Origin of the sequence: Massilia sp. H6 (genome assembly GCF_024802625.1) — a bacterium.
Lineage (GTDB): Bacteria > Pseudomonadota > Gammaproteobacteria > Burkholderiales > Burkholderiaceae_D > Telluria.
This window is the reverse complement of sequence record NZ_CP103371.1, coordinates 3,202,772-3,221,390: the sequence shown is the minus strand read 5'-3', so window position 1 is coordinate 3,221,390 and position 18,619 is coordinate 3,202,772. Positions and strand designations below refer to the sequence as shown.

The 18,619-nt window shown below is 63.5% G+C and carries 19 protein-coding genes; 17 read left to right on the top strand and 2 right to left on the bottom strand.

Going from position 1 to position 18,619, the window contains the following annotated elements; genetic code table 11:
• The first annotated feature begins 103 nt into the window (after window positions 1–103).
• From NRS07_RS14485 to NRS07_RS14435, 11 genes are all read left to right on the top strand, one after another.
• Entirely contained in the window at window positions 104–3,304 is a 3,201-nt protein-coding gene (locus NRS07_RS14485; RefSeq protein WP_259208113.1) for a FimV/HubP family polar landmark protein, read from the top strand.
• Window positions 3,301–4,101 carry a tRNA pseudouridine(38-40) synthase TruA gene (gene truA / locus NRS07_RS14480; RefSeq protein WP_259208111.1) on the top strand — a complete coding sequence of 267 codons (801 nt, stop codon included), beginning with the start codon at window positions 3,301–3,303 and terminating at the stop codon, window positions 4,099–4,101. The genes NRS07_RS14485 and truA overlap by 4 nt, the downstream gene beginning before the upstream one ends.
• 19 nt (window positions 4,102–4,120) lie before the next feature.
• Window positions 4,121–4,822: a phosphoribosylanthranilate isomerase gene (locus tag NRS07_RS14475; protein ID WP_259213257.1), complete on the top strand. Its 702-nt coding sequence runs from the start codon at window positions 4,121–4,123 to the stop codon at window positions 4,820–4,822.
• Complete coding sequence (gene trpB, locus NRS07_RS14470; protein WP_259208109.1) at window positions 4,803–6,047, top strand: tryptophan synthase subunit beta; 1,245 nt, start codon at window positions 4,803–4,805, stop codon at window positions 6,045–6,047. Before NRS07_RS14475 ends, trpB begins: the two co-directional genes overlap by 20 nt.
• Before the next feature lie 55 nt (window positions 6,048–6,102).
• Window positions 6,103–6,900: a tryptophan synthase subunit alpha gene (gene trpA / locus NRS07_RS14465; RefSeq protein WP_259208106.1), complete on the top strand. Its 798-nt coding sequence runs from the start codon at window positions 6,103–6,105 to the stop codon at window positions 6,898–6,900.
• A 575-nt stretch (window positions 6,901–7,475) separates the two neighbouring features.
• Window positions 7,476–8,348 (top strand): acetyl-CoA carboxylase, carboxyltransferase subunit beta, encoded by an 873-nt coding sequence (gene accD / locus NRS07_RS14460; RefSeq protein ID WP_259208103.1) that lies wholly within the window; start codon window positions 7,476–7,478, stop codon window positions 8,346–8,348.
• Window positions 8,349–8,444: 96 nt separating this feature from the next.
• Window positions 8,445–9,743 (top strand): bifunctional tetrahydrofolate synthase/dihydrofolate synthase, encoded by a 1,299-nt coding sequence (gene folC, locus NRS07_RS14455; RefSeq protein WP_259208101.1) that lies wholly within the window; start codon window positions 8,445–8,447, stop codon window positions 9,741–9,743.
• 11 nt (window positions 9,744–9,754) lie between these two features.
• Window positions 9,755–10,678 carry an SPOR domain-containing protein gene (locus NRS07_RS14450; RefSeq protein ID WP_259208099.1) on the top strand — a complete coding sequence of 308 codons (924 nt, stop codon included), beginning with the start codon at window positions 9,755–9,757 and terminating at the stop codon, window positions 10,676–10,678.
• 16 nt (window positions 10,679–10,694) lie between these two features.
• Entirely contained in the window at window positions 10,695–11,183 is a 489-nt protein-coding gene (locus NRS07_RS14445; protein WP_259208096.1) for a CvpA family protein, read from the top strand.
• Window positions 11,184–11,245: 62 nt separating this feature from the next.
• Complete coding sequence (gene purF, locus NRS07_RS14440; RefSeq protein WP_259208094.1) at window positions 11,246–12,766, top strand: amidophosphoribosyltransferase; 1,521 nt, start codon at window positions 11,246–11,248, stop codon at window positions 12,764–12,766.
• A 10-nt stretch (window positions 12,767–12,776) separates the two neighbouring features.
• The gene (locus NRS07_RS14435; protein WP_259208092.1) at window positions 12,777–14,012 is read left to right on the top strand and encodes a cystathionine gamma-synthase family protein; all 1,236 of its coding nucleotides are present in this window, start codon (window positions 12,777–12,779) and stop codon (window positions 14,010–14,012) included.
• Here NRS07_RS14435 and NRS07_RS14430 read toward each other — a convergent pair.
• Complete coding sequence (locus NRS07_RS14430) at window positions 14,006–14,176, bottom strand: hypothetical protein (RefSeq protein ID WP_259208090.1); 171 nt, start codon at window positions 14,174–14,176, stop codon at window positions 14,006–14,008. The two genes, NRS07_RS14435 and NRS07_RS14430, sit on opposite strands and share 7 nt — an antisense overlap.
• A 33-nt stretch (window positions 14,177–14,209) precedes the next feature.
• Between NRS07_RS14430 and NRS07_RS14425 the strand changes: the two genes are divergently transcribed.
• Window positions 14,210–14,821 (top strand): sel1 repeat family protein, encoded by a 612-nt coding sequence (locus tag NRS07_RS14425; protein WP_259208088.1) that lies wholly within the window; start codon window positions 14,210–14,212, stop codon window positions 14,819–14,821.
• A 106-nt stretch (window positions 14,822–14,927) separates the two neighbouring features.
• Here the strand turns inward: NRS07_RS14425 and lexA are convergent, their stop codons facing one another.
• The gene (lexA, locus tag NRS07_RS14420; RefSeq protein ID WP_259208086.1) at window positions 14,928–15,560 is read right to left on the bottom strand and encodes a transcriptional repressor LexA; all 633 of its coding nucleotides are present in this window, start codon (window positions 15,558–15,560) and stop codon (window positions 14,928–14,930) included.
• 267 nt (window positions 15,561–15,827) lie between these two features.
• Between lexA and rpsF the strand changes: the two genes are divergently transcribed.
• The 5 genes from rpsF (at window position 15,828) to NRS07_RS14395 (ending at window position 18,586) form a co-directional block, all read left to right on the top strand.
• Complete coding sequence (gene rpsF / locus NRS07_RS14415; RefSeq protein WP_259208083.1) at window positions 15,828–16,238, top strand: 30S ribosomal protein S6; 411 nt, start codon at window positions 15,828–15,830, stop codon at window positions 16,236–16,238.
• Between the two features lie 62 nt (window positions 16,239–16,300).
• Complete coding sequence (priB, locus tag NRS07_RS14410) at window positions 16,301–16,591, top strand: primosomal replication protein N (RefSeq protein WP_259208081.1); 291 nt, start codon at window positions 16,301–16,303, stop codon at window positions 16,589–16,591.
• Window positions 16,592–16,637: 46 nt separating this feature from the next.
• Window positions 16,638–16,928, top strand: coding sequence for a 30S ribosomal protein S18 (gene rpsR, locus NRS07_RS14405; RefSeq protein ID WP_259208079.1), 291 nt, complete (start codon window positions 16,638–16,640; stop codon window positions 16,926–16,928).
• Window positions 16,929–16,964: 36 nt separating this feature from the next.
• Window positions 16,965–17,417 (top strand): 50S ribosomal protein L9, encoded by a 453-nt coding sequence (gene rplI / locus NRS07_RS14400; protein WP_259208076.1) that lies wholly within the window; start codon window positions 16,965–16,967, stop codon window positions 17,415–17,417.
• A 206-nt stretch (window positions 17,418–17,623) separates the two neighbouring features.
• Entirely contained in the window at window positions 17,624–18,586 is a 963-nt protein-coding gene (locus NRS07_RS14395) for an IS1595 family transposase (RefSeq protein ID WP_259208074.1), read from the top strand.
• The last annotated feature ends 33 nt before the right edge of the window (window positions 18,587–18,619 follow it).

Below are 18,619 nucleotides of genomic sequence, written 5' to 3'. Positions count from 1 at the left end.
ATGCTCCAGAGCATGGTGATATGTTGAGACTCCCGGGGAGTTTCTTGCCCAAAGCCAACTATCTTCACTGCCAATTATGCATCTTCCTCATCGTCCTGCGCTCATGGCGTTTGCGCTGAAAACAGCCACCGCGGCAGTCGCCAGTGCCGTGCTCCTGTCCGCTGCCGCCTCGGCCGCGGGCCTCGGAAAGCTGACGGTGCTGTCGGCCCTGGGCCAGCCTCTGCGTGCCGAGATCGAATTGACGACCACGGCTGGCGAAGATGCCTCCAGCCTGGCGGTGAAACTGGCCTCGCCAGAAGCTTTTCGCGCGGCCAACATCGAATTTAACCCGGCACTGCTGTCGCTGCGCTTCAATGTCGAGGCGCGCGGCGGCCGCCAGTTCATCCGGCTGAGCTCCACCCAGCCGCTGAACGAGCCGTTCGTGGACATGCTGCTCGAGTTGTCGTGGAATAACGGCCGCCTGGTACGCGAATACACGTTCTTGCTTGATCCGGCCGAGCTGCGCACCACCCAGCCGGCCATGGCCGCTGCCGATACGCAGCGCCCGGCAGCTGCCGTCGCAGCCGCCCAGGCACGCCCCGCCACGCCGCCTCCGGCAGCGCCGCCCGCGCAACCGGAAGCACGCCGCGACACGGCGCCGCTGGCCCCGCGTGCGGCAGCCCCCGTCGCCGCGCCGGCTGCCGATGCGCCGGGAAGCGCCGCGCCGGCGCGCTACCGCGTGCGCCCGGGCGATACCCTCAGCAAGATTGCCACTCGCCTCAAGCCGGCCGATATCTCGCTCGACATGATGCTGGTGTCGCTGTACCGGGCCAATCCCGACGCCTTCATCGGCAACAACATGAACCGCCTGAAGTCGGGCCAGATCCTGAGCGTGCCGGATGCCGGCGCGCTGCGCGGCGCCGGCCAGGGCGAGGCCACCGCCGTCGTGGTCGCCCACGCAGCCGACTTCAACGCCTACCGCAACAAGCTCGCGGGCCAGGTGGCCAGTGCCGCGCCCCAGCGCACGCCGCAGGCTGGCCAGAGTGCCGCCGGCAAGATTACCGCCAAGGTCGAGGAGCGCCCAACCGCGGCCAACGAATCGCAGGACCAGCTGCGCCTGTCCAGGGCGACCCAGACGGCGGCCGGCGCGGCCGGCGTTGCTGGCGATACGGCCGCGACCGAAGACCGGATCGCGCGCGAGCGTGAACTGGCGCAGGCGCAGGCGCGCGTCAAGGAACTCGAACGCAATGTCAGCGAGCTCGAATCGCTGATGACGGTGAAGAGCCGCACCGGCAGCGACACCCAGAACGCCGCTGCCGCCGGTGCAATCGGCGCCGCCGCCACCGGCGCGGCCGACCAGGCTGCCGCCGCTGCGCCTGCCCCGGTGGCGAAGCCGGCCGACAGGATCAAGCCGAAGAAACAGCCCAAGCCCGAAGAGAAGAGCTTCGCCGACACGCTGATGGACAACATCAATCTTGTGGGCGCCGCTGCCGCCGTGCTGCTGCTCGCCGCCTTCGGCCTGTCGCGCCGCAAGAAAAAGAAAGAGGACGACCGCATTCTCGACGCCGAGCCATCGGTTCTTGGCGTGCCGAACCAGGCCGCGCATTCGCTGTACGCACAGACCGGCGGCCAGAGCGTCGACACCAGCAACAGCGTGTTCAACTCCAGTTTCGCGCCCTCGGCTTCCCAGCTCGACACCAATGAAGTCGACCCGGTGGCCGAAGCCGATGTGTATATCGCCTATGGCCGCGATGCCCAGGCCGAAGAGATCCTCAAGGAAGCCTTGCGCAACCAGCCGGAACGCCACGCGGTGCGCCTGAAGCTGCTGGAAATCTACGCCGCGCGTAAGGACTTGCGCGCCTTCGAGAGCCAGGCCAGCGAACTGCATGGCATCAGCCGCGGGCAGGGCGACGAATGGGCCCAGGCGGCGGCACTTGGACTGAGCATCGACCCGGCCAATCCACTGTATGCCAGCGCCGCCGGCGCAGCGCCAGTGGCGCCGACGCCGAGCCCGCAGGAGCGCGACCAGCAGTCGCTCCTGTCGCAGCAGCTGGAAGACGCGTTCCGGAGCAGCGCCCCGGGCGCGGCCCTTGGCGCGGGTGCGGTTGCCGCCACCACCGCCTATGGCACGATGGACCACGATGACGGCACGGCACTGCCGATGGCCGGCGCGGCAGCGCGCGCCGACGACAATGCGCTCGACTTCGACCTGGGCGGCTTGAGCTTCGAACCGGTCGCCAATGGTGAACCGACCGCCATGCCAGGGGCGGGCGCGCCAGACGCGCCAGACTATTCGCAGGACGACACTGCAGTGCCAGACCTCGAGTTCGCGCTCGATCCGCTTGGGGATTCGATCACGGGGTCCACAACCGAGTCCGTCGCTGAGTCACCTGCCGAGCTCGCGGCGGCACCGGCGCCGGCATCCGACGATCCATTCGACCTGGCCTTTGACATGAGCTTCGGCGAGCCGGATGCGGCGCCACAGCCCCATGCTGGCAGTGCCGCGCTGAATGCGTCTGGCGCCGATGTCGACATGGCCGGCCTGGCCGCCGAATTCGATTTGCCGCCGTTGCCGGCTGTGAGCGAGGACGAGGTGCCCATGTTTGCGGCTGCTTCTTCGGCCGCACCAGAGGCCACTCCCGCGGCGGGCTCGCTCGAGAACGATCCGCTGTTCGACCTCGATACGATGGACTTCGGCCTGCCTGCAGTGCCGGCCATGCCGGCAGCGGTAGTCGAGGCGACCCCGTTCCACGAAGACCTTCCTGCCATGAAGGCTGCGCCGGCACCGGTGGGCAGCGCCGACGACCCGTTGTTCGACCTCGATACCATGGACTTCGGCAGCCCGGGCGAATCGGCTGCGCCAGCGTCCGTGCCAGCTCCTGCATCGGTCGAACCGTTCGAGTTCGATGCGCCGCCGGCCACGCGCGACGAGGCGCCGGCGCTTGAATCCGGCTATCGCAGTGCGGCAGACTTCCAGTTCAATGCCGACGCCGATGCCGATCCGTTCGCGTTGCCGCAAGAGCAGGCCGCGGCGCCAGCTCCGGTCGTGCCGGCCGCGCCAAGCTTCGATCTCGGCGATATCGACCTCGACCTGCCGGCCCAGCCAGGCGTGGCAGGCGCCGACCTGCCGCAGGCTGGCGAATCGTTCGAGCCGGCCGCCATGTCGCCCGAGCACATGGAAATGGAAACCAAACTCGACCTCGCGATCGCCTACCAGGAAATCGGTGACAAGGAAGGCGCCCGCGAGCTGCTCGACGAAGTCATCAAGGGTGGCAACAGCCAGCAGGTGAGCAAGGCCAGCGCGATGCGCTCCCTGCTGGCGTGAGGCGGATCGCGCTGGGTGTCCAGTATGTAGGCACCACTTGGTCGGGTTACCAGAAGCAGCCGGACCGTAATACCGTCCAGGACCGCCTCGAGATCGCGCTCGAAAAGTTCGCCTGCACACCGCTTGCGACGACATGCGCCGGGCGCACCGATGCCGGCGTGCACGGCATCGAGCAAGTGGTCCACTTCGACACGGAACTCGACCGCGCCACCCAGAGCTGGGTGCGCGGCGTGAACACCTTCCTGCCCGATTCGATCGCGGTGCGCTGGGCCCACGAGACGCAACCGGAACTGGACGGCCTGGAATTCCATGCGCGTTTCTCGGCACGCTCGCGCACCTATCACTACGTGCTCTACAACCACCCGACGCCGTCTGCGCTGCTGGCCAAGCGTGCCGGCTGGGTATTTCGCCCGCTCGACCTGGACGCCATGCGCAATGCGGCGCGGCACCTGGTGGGCGAGCACGATTTCTCTGCCTTCCGCGCCGCCAGCTGCCAGGCGAACACCCCGGTCAAGCAGATGCATGAGCTCAGCATCCAGCGCTACGGCGATGTCATCGTGTTCACGGTGCGCGCCAGCGCCTTCCTGCACCACATGGTGCGCAATATCGTAGGTTCCCTGGTGTACGTCGGTATCGGCCGCCAGCCGCCCGGCTGGATGGGCGAGGTGCTGGCCAGCCGCTCGCGCGACGTGGCCGCGCCCACCTTCATGCCCGACGGCCTGTACCTGGCTAAAATCGATTACGATCCGAGGTGGCAGCTGCCGCAAGAGGCAGCGTCGCCGTTGCCGTGGCTGTAAGCGGCGCTCACGAAAGAAGATCGCCATGCGACGTACCCGTATCAAAATTTGCGGCATCACCCGCGAGGAAGACCTGCACGCGGCCGTCGCGGCCGGCGCCGATGCCTTGGGTTTCGTGTTCTACCGCGCCAGCCCGCGCTATGTCACGCCTGAACGGGCAGGGCAATTGTGCGCGGCGCTGCCGCCCTACGTGAGCGCGGTGGCGCTGTTCGTCAACGCGACGGTGGAAGAAGTAAAGGCGGTCGCCGCCAGCGCGCCGCTGTCGCTCATCCAGTTCCATGGCGATGAAACCGCCGGGGACTGCGCCGCGCTGGCGGCTGCCGTGCAGCGCCCGTACGTGCGTGCCTTCCGGGTCAGGCCCGACACGACCGGAGATGAACTGCTAGAATACGAACGTGCTAACCGCGCCGCCAGTCCCTGGTTTTCCGGCATTCTGCTCGACACCTGGGTGGACTCCTACGGCGGCACAGGAAAGGTCTTCGATTGGTCTCTCATTCCAAAAGAGCTCGCGCCTCGGGTCGTTTTAAGTGGTGGCTTGAGCGTACAAAACGCGACTGACGCGGTGGTACGTGTTCGTCCCTTCGCGGTCGACGTCAGCAGTGGCGTCGAAGCGCAGAAGGGCATCAAGGATGCCCGCAAGCTCGCCGGTTTCATTGGCGCGGTGCGGGCGGCCGACGCCACCATTTTGAGTGAGACATCCCATGAAAGAACTTCCAGGTAGCGGCACTGCCGCACTGTTCAAGACCCTCGATTACCAGCTGCCCGACCAGTCCGGGCACTTCGGCCCCTACGGCGGCAGCTTCGTTGCCGAAACCTTGTCGCATGCCCTGTCGGAGCTGACCGACGCTTATGCGCGCTATTCGCACGACGCCGAATTCCTCGATGAATTCCGCTACGAGCTGGCGCATTTCGTCGGCCGCCCATCGCCGGTGTACCACGCGCGCCGCTTCACCGAGCAGGCCGGTGGCGCCCAGATCTTCTTCAAGCGCGAAGACCTGAACCATACCGGCGCGCACAAGATCAACAACGTGATTGGCCAGGCGCTGCTGGCACGCCGCATGGGCAAGAAGCGCATCATCGCCGAAACCGGCGCCGGCCAGCACGGCGTGGCCACCGCCACCATCTGCGCCCGCTTCGGCCTGGAATGCGTGGTGTACATGGGCAGCGAAGACGTCAAGCGCCAGGCCCAGAACGTCTACCGCATGAAACTGCTGGGCGCTACCGTGGTTCCGGTGGAATCGGGCTCCAAGACCCTGAAGGACGCGCTCAACGAGGCGATGCGCGACTGGGTGACGAATATCGAAAACACCTTCTACATCATCGGCACCGTGGCCGGGCCGCATCCTTACCCGATGATGGTGCGCGACTTCCAGTCGGTGATCGGCGAAGAGTGCCGGATACAGATGCCGGCCATGACCGGTCGCCAGCCCGACTACGTGCTCGCCTGCATCGGCGGCGGTTCCAATGCCATGGGCATCTTCTATCCGTATATCGACGAGCCGGGCGTGAAGCTGGTGGGCGTCGAGGCGGCCGGCGAGGGGCTCGATTCGGGCAAGCACTCGGCTTCGCTTAGCGCCGGTTTTCCGGGCGTCTTGCACGGCAACCGCACTTACCTGCTGCAGGATGCGAACGGCCAGATCATCGAGACCCATTCTGTCTCGGCCGGCCTGGATTACCCGGGCGTGGGGCCGGAACATGCGTGGCTCAAGGATTCCCTGCGCGCCGAGTATGTGTCGATCACGGACGACGAAGCGCTGCAGGCCTTCCACGACTGCTGCCGCATCGAAGGCATCATCCCGGCGCTGGAATCCTCGCACGCGATTGCCTATGCGGTGAAGCTGGCAGCCACGCTGCCGCAAGACCAGCTCATTCTGGTCAACCTGTCAGGCCGCGGCGACAAAGATATGCATACGGTGGCGCAAAGGATGGGACTCGACTTTAGCTGACTGTCGTCGGCACATCGTTTTCATCCCTTCGTGAACCCAGACAGAAAGTATTCGCATGTCCCGTATCGAATCGACATTTGCTGCGCTCAAGGCGCAGAACAAGACCGGCCTGGTCACCTTCATCACGGCCGGCGACCCGGCGCCCGAATTGACCGTGCCGCTGATGCACGCCCTGGTCGAGGGCGGCGCCAACGTGCTGGAACTGGGCGTTCCTTTCTCCGATCCGATGGCCGAAGGCCCCGTGATTCAGCGCGCCTGCGAGCGCGCGCTCACCTTCGGCATCGGCTTGCCGGACGTGTTTGACTTTGTGCGGGAATTCCGCAAGACCAATGCGACCACGCCAGTGGTGCTGATGGGCTATGCCAACCCGATCGAGCGCATCGGTCCCGACAACTTCATCCGCTACGCGAAAGAGGCGGGGGCCGACGGCGCCATCGTGGTCGACTACCCGCCGGAAGAGTGCGCGGCCTTCGCCGAGGCCATGCGTGCCAACGGTCTCGACCTGATCTTCCTGCTCGCGCCGACCTCGACCACGGCGCGGGTACAGCAGGTAGCAAAATACGGCAGCGGCTTTAGCTATTACGTGTCGCTCAAGGGGGTTACCGGCTCCGGCAGCATCGACACCGCCGACGTTGCACGCCGCGTGGGCGCGATCCGCGAGCACGTGAAGCTCCCGATTGGCGTGGGTTTCGGCATCCGCGACGGCGCCACTGCCCGCGCAGTTGCCGAAGTGGCCGATGCAGTCGTGATCGGCAGCCGCATCATCCAGGAACTCGAATCGGTACCTAAAGACCAGGCCGTCGCCGCCGTCCGCGCCTTCACCACCACCATCCGCACCGCCCTCGACGCCTGAGCACAGCGACTATTAGGACTATTAGGGTCAGAGTCGAATTATCGGGAAACTCCCGACAATTTCCTGCAATTGAACTCTGACCCTAACTATCACCAGCCTCGTCCCAATTCCAAACAATGAGGGTCAGAGTCGAATTATTGGGAAACTTTTAACAGTTGCTCAATATTTTGACTCTGACCCTGATTGTTTTTTCGCACTCGCTAGGGTGTTGGCAAGCTCAGCTTCCCCCAGCTCCTGGCGCAAGCCCTCAATGCCGCAGCGGCATTTGTTGGCACGGCGTTCGCGGCTGGCAGGTTGGCAGATAATTAGGGTCAGAGTCGAATTATTGGGAAACGTTTGCAAGTTTCCTGCAATTTGACTCTGACCCCAGTTGTTTTGATTTAATGCTGCTATTAGACAATTAGGGTCAGAGTCGAATTGTGGGAAATTTTAGGAAATTGCCCAACAAATCAACTCTGACCCTACGGATGTTTGGGGGATGTCGATATGCTTATTGGTGGCCAGACAGGATTCGACAAGTGGGGCGTGAGCGGCTACACTACGGCCACTTCGAAGAACTGCCGCAAGGAGAAAAGATGAGTTGGCTAGAAAAACTGCTGCCCCCACGGATCCAGCGCTCCGATGCCGCCAACCGCAAAACCATGCCGGAAGGGCTCTGGGTCAAGTGCCCCTCATGCGAAGTGGTGTTGTACCGTGCCGACCTCGAGACGAACCTGCATGTGTGCCCGAAATGCGACCACCACATGCGTATTCGCGCCCGCGAGCGCCTCGATGGCCTGCTCGATGCGGGTGGACGTTATGAAATCGGACAGGAAACCCTGCCGGTCGATACCCTGAAGTTCAAGGACAGCAAGAAATATCCCGACCGCTTGAAGGCGGCCATGGAAGCCACCGGTGAAACCGATGCGCTGATCGTCCAGGGTGGTTCGATCATGAGCTTGCCGGTGGTGGTGGCCTGCTTCGAGTTCGAATTCATGGGTGGATCGATGGGTTCGGTTGTCGGCGAACGTTTCGCCCGAGGCGCCCAGGTGGCGATCGAGCAAAAGGTTCCATTCATCTGCATTACCGCCACCGGTGGCGCGCGCATGCAGGAAGGTCTGCTGTCGCTGCTGCAGATGGCGAAAACCACGTCCATGCTGACCAAGCTGTCGGAAAAGAAGCTGCCTTTCATTAGCGTGCTGACCGACCCGACCATGGGCGGCGTGTCTGCGTCGTTCGCCTTCATGGGTGACGTCGTCATTGCCGAGCCGCGGGCGCTGATCGGCTTTGCCGGCCCGCGCGTGATCGAGAACACGGTCCGTGAAAAGCTGCCGGAAGGCTTCCAGCGCGCCGAGTTCCTGGTCCAGAAGGGTGCCGTCGACATGATCGTCGACCGCCGCAAGATGCGCGAAGAAATCGCGCGCCTGCTGGCCCTGTTGCAGAACCAGGCGGTCGAAGTCATCGCCTGATCCTGTCCTCGCCTGATCCCGCTCGCGGTGCCGATGCCCACGCATCGGCACCGCGCATCCGTTTCCGCGCTTCGCTCGCATACCGACGTCCCATCCATGCCCACACTCCCCACCACCTTGCCCGACTGGCTGGCGCTGCTCGAGTCACGCCATGCCGAAACCCATATCGACATGGGCCTCGACCGCGTGCGCGCCGTCAAGGAGCGCCTGCAGCTGGCCTTTACCTGCCCCGTCATCATGGTGGCTGGCACCAATGGCAAGGGATCGACCTGTGCCATGCTCGAAGCGATGCTGCTGCAATGCGGCTACCGCGTGGGCCTGTATATCAAGCCGCACTTCCTGGACTTTAACGAGCGTGCCCGCATTAACGGCGAGCTGGCCACCGACGCTGCGCTAGTGGCGGCCTTCGATGCGGTCGAAGCCGTGCGCGGCGAAGTGGCGCTGACCTATTTCGAGTTCACCACGCTCGCGATCATGCACCTGATTTCGCAGTCGAATGTCGACGTCGCGATCCTCGAAGTCGGTCTTGGCGGGCGCTTGGACGCGGTCAATGTGATCGACGCCGACGTGGCGATCGTCACCAGCGTCGACATCGACCATACCGACTACCTTGGCGACACGCGCGAAAAAATCGGCTTCGAGAAGGCCGGTATTTTCCGGGCCGGGAAAACGGCGATCTGCAGCGACCCGGTCCCCCCGCAGTCGCTGATCGATCACGCCGAAGCCATCGGCGCCGACCTGTGGCTGCTGGGGCGCGATTTCAACTACCAGGGCGACCAGCAGCAATGGAGCTATGGCGGGCGCGGGCAGCGCCGCAATTCGCTGGCCTATCCGGCCCTGCGTGGCGCCAACCAGCTGCTCAACGCGTCGGCTGCGCTGGCAGCGCTCGAAGTGCTGCGCATGCAGCTGCCTTGCGGCGCACAAGAAGTGCGCGCGGGCCTGGCTCTGGTCGAACTGCCGGGCCGCTTCCAGGTATTGCCGGGGCGCCCGACCCAGGTGCTCGACGTCGCCCACAACGCGCATGCCAGCGCGACTCTCGCGCAGAATCTCGGCAACATGGGCTTTCATCGCTATACCTACGCGGTATTCGGCATCATGCAAGACAAGGACATCGACGCCGTGATCGCCCCGATGGCGCAATACATCGACCATTGGTGCGTGAGCGCGCTGCCGTCGCCCAGGTCGAGCGAACCGGCGCAGCTGGCGGAAAAACTCGCGCGGCTCAAGCCCGCGGGCGCGAAAGAAGACGATTTTTCGGTCGGCGCCTTCGCCAGTGTGGCCGAGGCATATGCGAATGCGGTGAGCCGGGCAGGGGAGAATGATAGAATTGTGGTCTTTGGCTCGTTCTATACGGTCGCCGGCGTGATGGCGGCCCGTAAATCCTCTCTACACTGATACTCAAACGCATGGGCTTGTTCTCGTTCGGCAGCAATAACAAGCAAGACACGGTCCGCGACAGCGGCCATTTCGTCAAGGACGACGATGCCGCCTACGGCGAGCGCGCCCGCGCCAAGCGTGCGACGCACGCCGGCGAAGGAGCGCGCCGCAGCCGCGCGCCCGATCCTGTCCTTCCCGAGAAAAAGCGCGCACGCCGGCGCCTGGTCGGCGCGGTGGCACTGGCGCTCGCGGCAGCGGTCGGCTTGCCGATGCTGCTCGATTCCGAGCCCAAGCCGCTCGGCACCGATATCGCGATCAACATACCGTCCCGGGACAAGGTAGCGCCGCTGCCGGTGCCGGCCGCCGCCAGCGTCGACAACGACGAAGAAATCGTCGACCCGGCCGACGCCGGTTTTGAGGCCGGCCTTGACGCGGGAGCGCCAGCGGCTGCGCAGATCGCGGCCGAACCTGCCGACCCGCCGCCGATGCGCACCATCGACACAGCCGCCGCGCGAGTGCCGGCAGTAGTCAAGCCCGAGCCGAAGCCCGAGCCGAAGCAGCCAACCGTCGCCGAAATCCATCCGAAGGCGGCCGACCTGGAAGCGAAGGCCGCGGCCAGGCCGACGGAAAAATTCATCACATTGCCGCCCAAGGAAGCACCGAAAGCCGTCCGCGACGATGCCGCGCGCGCGATCGCGATCCTCGAGGGGCAGCCAGTGGTCAAGGCCGAAGGCCCGACCCAGAAATACGTGGTGCAGGTCGCCGCGCTCGCGACCGAAGCGAAAGTGACCGAGCTGCAGGGCCGCTTGCGCGCAGCCGGCGTGTCGTCGTTCACCCAGAAATCCGGTGAACTGATCCGTGTGCGGGTGGGGCCCTACACCAAGGAAGAAGGCGAGCAGATCCGGTCCAAGCTGATCGCCATGGGCCTGTCGGGCACGCTGGTGCCGCTCTGATGCAAGGTTGCACGGCGTGACGATTTTCGATTACCTGGTCTTGTTTGTCCTCATTTCGTCGGTCATTATTTCCACTTTGCGCGGCCTGGTGAAGGAGATTCTTTCCTTGCTGGGCTGGGTGGTGGCCTTCGTGGTGGCCAATATGTACGGCGCCAGGCTGGCCCCGCTGCTGCCGGAACTGGTGTCCGGCGAGACAGCGCGCCTGATCGCGGCCTTTGTCATTCTTTTCCTGGGCGTGCGCATACTGATGGGCCTGCTGTCACTGGCGATTGGCGCCGTCATCACCGCCAGCGGCCTGAGCCTGGCGGACCGGGGCCTGGGCGGCCTGTTCGGACTGGCGCGGGGCATTGTGATTGTGCTTGCCGCCGTCATATTGTCTGGGATGACAGCCATCCCGCAACAGGATTTCTGGAGAAATGCGCTGCTTTCGCCGATGGCGGAGACCGGGGCGCGCACGGTCAAGCCGTTCTTGCCCGCCGCGCTGGCACAGCACGTGAAGTATTGAAGTGACCGAATTTTCTTGTATTTATTTTTGTAAAATCAGCAGTCCAGCTTTAGGAGCGCACCATGTGTGGCATCGTCGGCGTCGTCTCGCACAATCCCGTCAACCAGCTCTTGTATGACGCGTTGCTGCTGCTGCAGCACCGCGGCCAGGATGCGGCGGGCATTGCGACCAATCACAGCAGCATGTTCTCGATGTACAAGGCCAATGGCCTGGTCCGCGACGTGTTCCGTACCCGCAATATGCGCTCGCTGCAAGGCAATACCGGTATCGGCCATTGCCGCTACCCCACGGCCGGTTCGTCGAGCGAGGAAGAAGCCCAGCCTTTCTATGTCAATGCACCGTTCGGCATCACGCTGGCGCACAACGGCAACCTGACCAACCAGGCAGTGCTCAAGGAAGAGCTGTTCCGTAACGACCGGCGCCACATCAATACCGATTCCGACTCCGAAGTGCTGCTCAACGTGCTCGCGCACGAAATCCAGGAAGCGGCCGACGGCTTCAACCTCGATACCGATGCCGTCTTCAAGGCGGTCGCCGCGGTGCATCGCCGGGTGCGTGGCGCCTATGCGGTGGTGGCGCAGATTTCTGGCCACGGCATGCTGGCCTTCCGTGACCCGTTCGGGATTCGTCCGCTGTGCATAGGCATGAACGAAACCGACGGCGGAACCGAATATCTGGTGGCCAGCGAGTCGGTGGCGCTGGAAGGCCTGGGCTTTCGCTTCATGCGCGACATCGCGCCGGGCGAGGCGGTCTTCATCGACAACGACGGCAACCTGTCGGAGCGGCAGTGTGCCGAAAATCCGTCGCTCAATCCGTGCGCCTTCGAATACGTCTACCTGGCGCGCCCGGACTCGGTGATCGACGGAGCCTCGGTCTACGCCACCCGCCTGCGCATGGGCGAATACCTGGCCGACAAGGTGCGCGCCGAGATTCCGGACGGCGAAATCGACGTGGTCATGCCGATTCCCGATTCGTCGCGCCCGGCCGCGATCCAGTTGGCGCTCAAGCTTGGTATCGAATACCGCGAAGGATTCATCAAGAACCGCTATATCGGCCGCACCTTCATCATGCCGGGGCAGGGCATGCGCAAGAAGTCGGTGCGCCAGAAGCTCAACGCCATCGTGTCCGAGTTCAAGGACAAGAACGTGCTGCTGGTCGACGACTCGATCGTGCGCGGTACCACCAGCCGTGAAATCGTGCAGATGGCGCGCGAAGCCGGTGCGCGCAAGGTGTTCTTCGCCTCGGCCGCGCCGCCTGTGCTCTACGCGAACGTGTATGGCATCGACATGCCCACCCGCGACGAACTGATCGCGCATGGCCGCACCACCGAAGAAGTGTGCCGCGAGATCACCGCCGACCGCCTGGTGTACCAGGACATCGACGCACTCAAGCGGGCGATTTCCGACGTCAATCCGGCCTTGAAGAACTTCGAGGCTTCGTGCTTCGACGGTGTGTATGTCACCGGCGACGTGACCCCGGAATATCTCGACCGCCTGGAGTCGGCGCGCCACAAGCCGAGCCCGCGGCGCGCAGAGGATGACGTGACCACGCACCTGCACCTGAACGCTTCGCCAGCCGATTGAGGTTGCCCGCATGAGCGATAAGTACGGCTTTACCACCACCATCTTGCACAGCGATCGCCGCAAGGCGATCGAGCAAGGCTCGCTACACAAGCCGGTGCATACTTCGGTCGCCTTCGGCTATACCGATGCGCGCCAGCTGGCCTCGGTCTTCCAGGGCAAGGAGCCGGGCTTTCGTTATGGCCGCCAGGGCAACCCTACCGTCAGCGCGCTCGAGGACAAGATCAGCAAGATGGAAGGCGGCGTCGGTACGCTGTGCTTCGCCACCGGCATGGGCGCGATCGGCGCGCTGTTCCAGGCGCTGCTGCGCAGCGGCGACCATATCGTGTCCTCGTCCTTTCTGTTTGGGAACACCAACAGCCTGTGGCAGACGGTGGCCGGCCAGGGCGTGGACGTGGACTTTGTCGACGCCACCGATGCCGCCAACGTGGAAGCGGTGCTCAGGCCCGAAACGCGCATGGTCTTCGTCGAGACCATTGCCAATCCGCGCACCCAGGTGGCCGACCTGGCCCGAATCGGCCAGCTGTGCCGCGAGCGCGGCATCCTGTATGTGGTCGACAACACCATGACCACGCCCTACCTGTTCCGTCCCAAGGCGGTCGGGGCGGGCCTGGTAGTCAATTCGCTGACCAAGTCGATCGGCGGCCATGGCAACGCGCTGGGTGGCGCGCTGACCGATACCGGTGAGTTCGACTGGAGCAGCTATCCGCATATCGCGCCCAACTTTCGCAAGCAGCCAAGCCAGGCGCAAGGCCTGGCCCAGCTGCGCGCGAAAGCCCTGCGCGACTTCGGCGCGGCGCTGGGGCCGGAGGCAGCCCACCACATCGCCATCGGCGCCGAAACGCTGGCGCTGCGAATGGAGCGCACCAGTAGCAACGCGCTGGCGCTGGCGCGAATGCTGGAAGGCGACGTGCGGGTCGCTGCAGTCCATTATCCCGGGCTGGCTTCGCATGCGCAGCACGGCATCGCGCAAGCGCTGTTTCGTGCTGGCGGCTCGCTGCTCAGTTTCGAGCTGGTCGATGCGATCGACCCTTTCGATTACCTGAACCGCCTGCAACTGGGCATCGCAGCGAGCAACCTGGGCGATACCCGCACCCTGGTGATCCCGGTAGCGCACACGATCTTCTTCGAGATGGGCGCCGAGCGCCGCGCCAGCATGGGCATTGCCGAGTCGCTGATCCGGGTCTCGGTCGGCATCGAGGACACCGACGACCTGTTGAACGATTTTCGCCAGGCGCTCGATCAGTAGAGCGGCGCCGCCGGTTTTTGTTTCAGCGGTTGAGCGGCAAGCCCGAATGCCGCTATGATGGGGATTCGATTCCTCACCCGTAAGCGACCATGAAGACCACGCTGTTCTGCCTTTCCCTCTTTTTCTGCGCCAGTGCTTTCGCCGGCGAACTGGAAGATGCCCATGCTTCGTTCGCCAAAAAGGATTACGCCGCGGCGATGAAGGCATACACAAAGCTGGCCAATGCCGGCAACCCCGAGGCGCAGCAGGCACTGGGCCAGATGTTCTGGTATGGCGAAGCTGGGCAGGTGGACGAGGCCAGGGCCGAAGCGTTGTTCAAGAAATCGGCCGCCAAGGGCAACAAGGTGGCGATCGCTTCGCTCGAACTGATGACGCAGCGCGTCGCGCGCCGCAAGGACATCGATTACTGGATCAAGGGCTACGACGGCGAAGACCTGAAATCAGGTGAACTGCGCTGCGTCGCCCCGCGCATTCCGGCAATGTCCAAGATCAACGCCGACATCGACCGGATCAGCGGTGCCGTTACCAATTGGCAGGAATGCTATAACAGGTTTGTCACCAGCCTGAACGCGGCGGTGCCGCTGACCAAGCGCATTCCGGCCGACATCGCCAAGCTCATGACCAAGGACGAAACCGCGGCATCGACGGTCTACCTGACGCAGCTGCAATCGAACCTGACCGAAGAAGCCAAGGTGAACTCAAAGCTGGTGCTGGCCGATTTCGCGGCATGGCGGGCAGCGACCGAGGCCTATGTGGCGGAGCACAATGCGATGGTCAAGAGTTCTTCGGAAGCGAAGAAGGCTAAGTGACAGGGCAAGTGGCAGGGTAAGTGAGCGGTTCGTGGCGGTCAATCCAGCCCCGGTCTGGACAGGGCCGGGGCCGGGGTTGCGCAGCGCAGCGCAGCTCAGTGCGAGCTCAGTGCCAGCTGCGCATCAAGCCCACCGCCAGCCCCTCGAGCGCGAACTCGTCTTCGGGCCTGACCTGGATCACCTTGAAATCCGGGTTTTCCGGCAGCAGCTCGACCAGGTTGCCAGTCTTGCGGTAGCGCTTGACGGTGACTTCGTCGCCCAGCCTGGCCACCACGATCTGGCCGTTCTTGGCGCTGTCGATCTTCTTGACCGCCAGAAAGTCGCCGTCGCAGATGCCGGCGTCGCGCATCGACCAGCCCTTGACCTTGAGTAAGAAGTCGGGGCGCGCGGAAAACATCGCAGCATCAACGTTATAGGTCGCTTCGACGTGTTCCTGTGCAAGGATCGGCGAACCGGCAGCGACGCGGCCGACCAGCGGCAGCGGCATCATGAGGGCCGCCGGCACCAGCGGCACTGGCTCGACCGAAGCGCCGATCAGGCGGATGCCGCGCGACGTGCCCGGTGAAATTTCGATCGCGCCCTTGCGCGCCAGCGCTTGCAGGTGTTCTTCGGCGGCATTGGCCGAGCGAAAGCCCAACTCTGCCGCGATTTCCGCGCGGGTTGGCGGGAAGCCGGTGTTCTCGATCGCTTCCTTGATCAGGTTAAGGATCTGTTCTTGCCTTGCGGTGAGCTTGAGCATGGGTGTGATAAGGCAATCCGTTATGTGAGTAGACTGTATTTTTGTACAGTATTCCGGTATGCGCAAGGGGAAATACCGCAAAAGTGTAAAAAAATTGTGCAATGCGGTCGTGCAGGGCGCGCCGCGATTGCCCGCTGCATCTTCGCCAGGACAACACCGAGCTTCCCAAGCGGCCTGTTTTCGGGCTATAATGTCCGGCTTTCCCTTCCCACACTCGTCTTGACGCCGAGGTGGGCAATTTGTTTAAACGTCCTTAAGGAGTGTTGCATGCGTCATTATGAAATCGTTTTTATCGTCCACCCGGACCAGAGCGAGCAGGTCCCGGCGATGATCGAGCGTTACAAAGCCACGGTCTCCAGCCGCGGCGGTAACATCCATCGCGTCGAAGACTGGGGCCGTCGTCAGATGGCTTACCAGATCCAGAAGCTGCCAAAAGCCCACTACATCTGCCTGAACATCGAGTGCGACAACGAGACCCTGGTCGAGCTGGAAACCGCATTCAAGTTCAACGATGCCGTCCTGCGTCACCTGACCGTCAAGATGAAGAAAGCTGAAACCGCACCGTCGCCGATGATGAAGTCGGTCCAGCGCGAAGACGCAGCCAAGAGCCACCGCGCTGAAGCCTCGGCACCAGCGGCAGCACCTGCTGCTGCAGCCCCGGCCCCGGCAGCTGCTTAATTGTTGACAGGTCTTTCCAGGCAATCCAAGGACACAGTGAACCAGCGCAGTAAAAGCGCGCAGTGAACGAATTCAGGCTCATCGCGACCATCGCCGAGCGTGACGTACTGCGTTACACCCCGGCCGGTGTCCCCATCGTGGGCGCCATCCTGATGCACAGTTCGCAGCAGGAAGAGGCAAGGGTTGCAAGGCTGGTCGAGTTTGAAGTCCCCGCGCTGGCCGCGGGCGAGGTTTCAGGCAGGTTTGCCAGCGCTGAACTGGGCGCGGCTTACGAGTTCACCGGATTTTTGGCCAGGAAGAACCGCAACAGCAAAGCACTGGTGTTTCACATCATTGATTTCAGTGCCGCATAGGTCAACCGACCGCACGGCAACATTTAGATAGATACAGGAGCCTCACATGGCATTCGGTAAAAAGTTCGACAAAAACAAAGCCAAAGAAAAACTGAAGCGCAAACAGCAAAACCCGCTGTTCAAGCGCAAGAAATTCTGCCGCTTCACGGCTGCAAACGTGGAACAGGTCGACTACAAGGACGTCGACACCCTGAAGGACTTCGTCCAGGAAAACGGCAAGATCATGCCGGCACGCCTGACCGGCACCAAGGCGCACTACCAGCGCCAGGTCGACACCGCGATCAAGCGCGCACGCTACCTCGCGCTGCTGCCGTACACCGACCTGCACCACGCTTAATCGCGTCGTACAGTTCAGAATATCCTGGAGAAAAATATGCAAGTGATCCTTTTGGAAAAAGTTGTTAACGTCGGCAACCTGGGCGACGTGGTCAAGGTCAAGGACGGTTACGCACGTAACTTCCTGATCCCGCAAAAGATGGCCCGCCGTGCGACGTCGTCGGCTGTTGCCGAGTTCGAAGTCAAGCGCGCCGAACTGGAAAAAGCAGCAGCTGAAAAGCTGTCGGCTGCCCAGGCGCAAGGCGACAAGCTCAGCGGCATGACCGTCACCATCGGCCAGAAGGCCGGCGTCGACGGCCGTCTGTTCGGTTCGGTCACCAACTTCGACATCGCTGAAGCGCTGAGCAAGCAAGGCTTCGCAGTCGAGAAGTCGCAGGTCCGCATGCCGACCGGCCCACTCAAGACCACGGGCGAGTTCCCGGTTGCAGTCGCACTGCACACCGACGTCGTCACGGAAATCACCATCGCCGTCGTCGGCGAAGCCGCTTAAGCGCCTGACGTTTCCCCTCCCGTGGCGGCGGAGTATCGCTTGCCTTGGGGGAGGGTGTCAGCCACTGATGCAATAAAAAAGCCGGGTTCGCCTGGCTTTTTTTATGGCGCTGTACCCGTTAGCTATGGATGAGCACTGAACTGCTGAGCTGAACTGCTGAGCAAAATTGCGGTCCAACCCCTGTCGATCTCGATAGGGAGTGGTAGATGAAAGCGCCCCGGTTTGCCAAGCTGTTTGCCCAGCTTCCCATGCTCAACCAGGTCCAGCGGCAGCAGGTGCTCGATGCCCCGCATCCCGCAGCCGGCCTAGACCGGGCAGTCGCCCTGATTGGGCAGATCCGTTCCGCAGGGCGGCGCTGTCCTGAATGCGGCTGCCAGCGCTACCACCGCCACGGCCAGGCCAACGACCTGCAGCGTTTTCGCTGCTGCCAGTGCCGGCGCACATTTAACGACCTGTCCGGCACGCCGCTGGCGCGGCTCAGGCTGCGCGGCAAGTGGCTCGACTACCTCGGCGCCCTGCTCGATTCCCGGGCGGTGCGCGACGCCGCCAAGCGGGTTGGCGTCCACCGCAACACGGCGTTTCGTTGGCGCCATCGCTTCCTGAACCGGGTCAAGCATGACCGGCCAGCGCAGCTCGTCGGCATCGTCGAAGCCGACGAAATGTTTTTGCTGGAATCGCAGAAAGGCTCACGCACACTCGATCGCCCGCCGCGCAAGCGAGGCGGCCGGGCCAGCCTGCCCGGTACTTCACGCCACCTCGATTGCATCCTGGTCGCGCGTGACCGCAGTGGACAGACCATCGATGCCGTTACCGGCCGTGGCGCGCTGAAGGTAGCCCAACTGGTGCTGCACCTGTTGCCGAGGCTGGCCCCGCAAGCGCTTCTGGTCACCGATTCGCACGCCGCCTACCGTGCGTTTGCCCGTCAGCGGGGTATTGCCCACCAGGCAGTCAATCTGCGCTCCGGCGAGCGGGTCCGGAACGCGATCCATGTCCAGAACGTGAACGCCTACCACCGGCGCTTGCGCCAATGGCTGGCGCGGTTCCACGGGGTTGCCTCGCGTTGGCTGCCAAATTACCTGGGCTGGCACTGGGCACTTGATGGCGGGCGGGTCACTTCCGTCGAGCACTTGCTACGCATCGCTTGTGGACTCATCCATAGCCAACGGTGACAGCGCCTTTTTTATTGCCAGAATCTACCCAAT